Raw genomic sequence first — 2,240 nt, forward strand, 5'->3', positions numbered from 1 at the left:
TGACACGCAGGGGCGTCCGGCGTTACCGTCGTCCGGGCGGGCGTCGGGTGTCGTTCGCGGCAGGGCACGCGCCGGACGCGCCGGACGCGTCGAGTGCGTCCGGTGCATCAGGTGAGAAGGAGGGCCCGTGACCGAGAAGTCGGCCGGCGAGCGGCGCAAGGGACTGCTGAACGGCTTCGCGGCGTACGGCATGTGGGGGCTCGTCCCCCTCTTCTGGCCCCTGCTCAAGCCCGCGGGGGCCGTGGAGATCCTGGCCCACCGGATGGTCTGGTCGCTGTTCTTCGTGGGCGTCGCCCTGCTCTTCGTACGCCGCTGGGCCTGGCTCGGGGAACTGCTGCGGCAGCCCCGCAGGCTGGCCCTGATCACGGTCGCCGCGGCGGTCATCACCGTGAACTGGGGCGTGTACATCTGGTCGGTGAACTCCGGGCACGTCGTCGAGGCCTCCCTCGGCTACTTCATCAACCCGCTGGTCACCATCGCCATCGGCGTGCTGCTGCTGAAGGAACGGCTGCGGCCCGTGCAGTGGACGGCGGTCGGGGTCGGTTTCGCCGCGGTGGTCGTCCTCACCGTCGGCTACGGCCGCCCGCCGTGGATCTCGCTCTGCCTCGCCTTCTCCTTCGCGGTCTACGGCCTGGTGAAGAAGAAGGTCAACCTCGGCGGCATCGAGTCGCTGGCCGCCGAGACGGCCGTCCAGTTCCTGCCCGCGCTCGGCTATCTGCTGTGGCTGGGCAGCCGGGGCGACTCCACGTTCGGCACCGAGGGCGCGGGACACGCGGCGCTGCTCGCCGCCACCGGGATCGTCACCGCGCTCCCCCTGGTCTGCTTCGGCGCCGCCGCGATCCGTGTGCCGCTGTCCACGATGGGGCTGCTCCAGTATCTGGCCCCGGTGTTCCAGTTCCTGCTCGGCATCCTCTACTTCAAGGAGGCCATGCCGCCCGAGCGCTGGGCCGGGTTCGCCCTGGTGTGGCTGGCGCTCATGCTGCTGACCTGGGACGCGCTGCGCACCGCCCGCCGCACCGCCCGCGTGCTCACCAGGGAGCGGGCGAAGGCGGCCGCGGCAGCGGCGGCGGCCGGCCCGGTGGTCGGCCCCGCGGACCCCTCGGCCACGGCGAAGCCGGCGGGCAGGGTGGAGCCCGCGGGCACGGTGGACGCGGTGAACACGGTGGACGCGCCGAAGATCGGGCCCTGACGCCTCCCGGCGCGTTGAATGGCTCCATGACGCAGCCACCGGCATCACCCGCACCCGGTCCGTCCGGGGCCCCCGAGAACCGCGAGACCCAGGAGACCCGTGAGGCTTCTGGCGCGCCCGTCGCGCCCCTTCACTGGAAGCTCGTCATCGACGCGGTCGACCCCCACGCGCAGGCCGACTTCTGGGCCGCCGCCCTCGGGTACACGGTCGAGGACAACGGCCCGCTCGTCGAGAGACTGCTCGGCCTGGGCGCCGTGCCGGCCGACCTCACCGTCGAGCACCGCGGCCGGCGCGCCTTCCGGGACCTGATCGCGGTGCGGCACCCCGACGACCCGTACGAGGAGGAGAGCGGTACGGGGCTGGGGCGGCGGCTGCTCTTCCAGCGGGTGCCGGAGGTGAAGACGGTCAAGAACCGGCTCCACCTCGACCTGCACCCCGGCGAGGGGCGCCGCGAGGAGGAGGTGCGGCGGCTGGAGCGGCTCGGCGCGAAGGTCCTCCGGCACGTGCGCGAACCGGCCGGTTCATGGTGCGTGATGACGGACCCGGAGGGCAACGAGTACTGCGTGCACTGACGCGCTCACCCGTGCTGGGCGCGGGCGCGGTCGGTCAGGCGGCCCATGCGGGCGCGGGCGGAGTCCAGTTCCTCGGTCTCGTCGGCGGCCGGGCCGTCCTCGGCGGCCAGCGCGGTCCACAGCGCGATCAGGTCGCGTCCCAGTTCCAGCCCGCGCAGCGGGTCGCGTACCGCGCGCCAGGCTGCCTCCGCGCTGCGGACGCCGTCGTAGGCGGCCTCCGCGTCGCCCGCCCGGCGGTGGATCGCGGCGAGGTCGAGGGAGAGCCGGAAGGCGTGCAGCGGCTCGTCGCCGAGGTAGGCGATGTACGCGGTCAGCTCGCGCAGCCGGAGCACCTCGGGGTGCTCGGGGCCCAGCGTCCGCGAGGCCTCGGCCACCGTCTCCCCGGCCAGGCGCGCCGCCGTGTCGATCCGGCCCGCCCGGGCGAGACGCGGCTGGCCGGTCCCGTGGGCCGGATCAACGACGCCGTCCTGGCCGGCCGG

General features: G+C 74.1%; 2 protein-coding genes and 1 pseudogene. 2 read left to right on the top strand and 1 reads right to left on the bottom strand.

The annotated features are described in order from the left end of the window. Nucleotides 1–127: 127 nt before the first annotated feature. Together rarD and AOK18_RS25895 are read left to right on the top strand one after the other, a co-directional pair. Nucleotides 128–1,189, top strand: coding sequence for an EamA family transporter RarD (rarD, locus tag AOK18_RS25890; RefSeq protein ID WP_055695907.1), 1,062 nt, complete (start codon nucleotides 128–130; stop codon nucleotides 1,187–1,189). Between the two features lie 26 nt (nucleotides 1,190–1,215). Then, nucleotides 1,216–1,761, top strand: a complete 546-nt coding sequence (locus AOK18_RS25895) for a VOC family protein (RefSeq protein ID WP_157865198.1) — start codon at nucleotides 1,216–1,218, stop codon at nucleotides 1,759–1,761. A gap of 5 nt (nucleotides 1,762–1,766) precedes the next feature. On the opposite strand, the pseudogene AOK18_RS25900 reads toward AOK18_RS25895, so the two are convergent. After that, nucleotides 1,767–2,240, bottom strand: a pseudogene (locus tag AOK18_RS25900) (tetratricopeptide repeat protein); the annotation flags it as partial.

The organism is Streptomyces prasinopilosus (genome assembly GCF_001419695.1).
Lineage (GTDB): Bacteria > Actinomycetota > Actinomycetes > Streptomycetales > Streptomycetaceae > Streptomyces > Streptomyces prasinopilosus.

Coding starts and splice junctions, on each gene's coding strand:
- AOK18_RS25895 (WP_157865198.1), top strand. CDS start 1,216: ATGACGCAGCCACCGGCATCACCCGCACCCGGTCCGTCCGGGGCCCCC.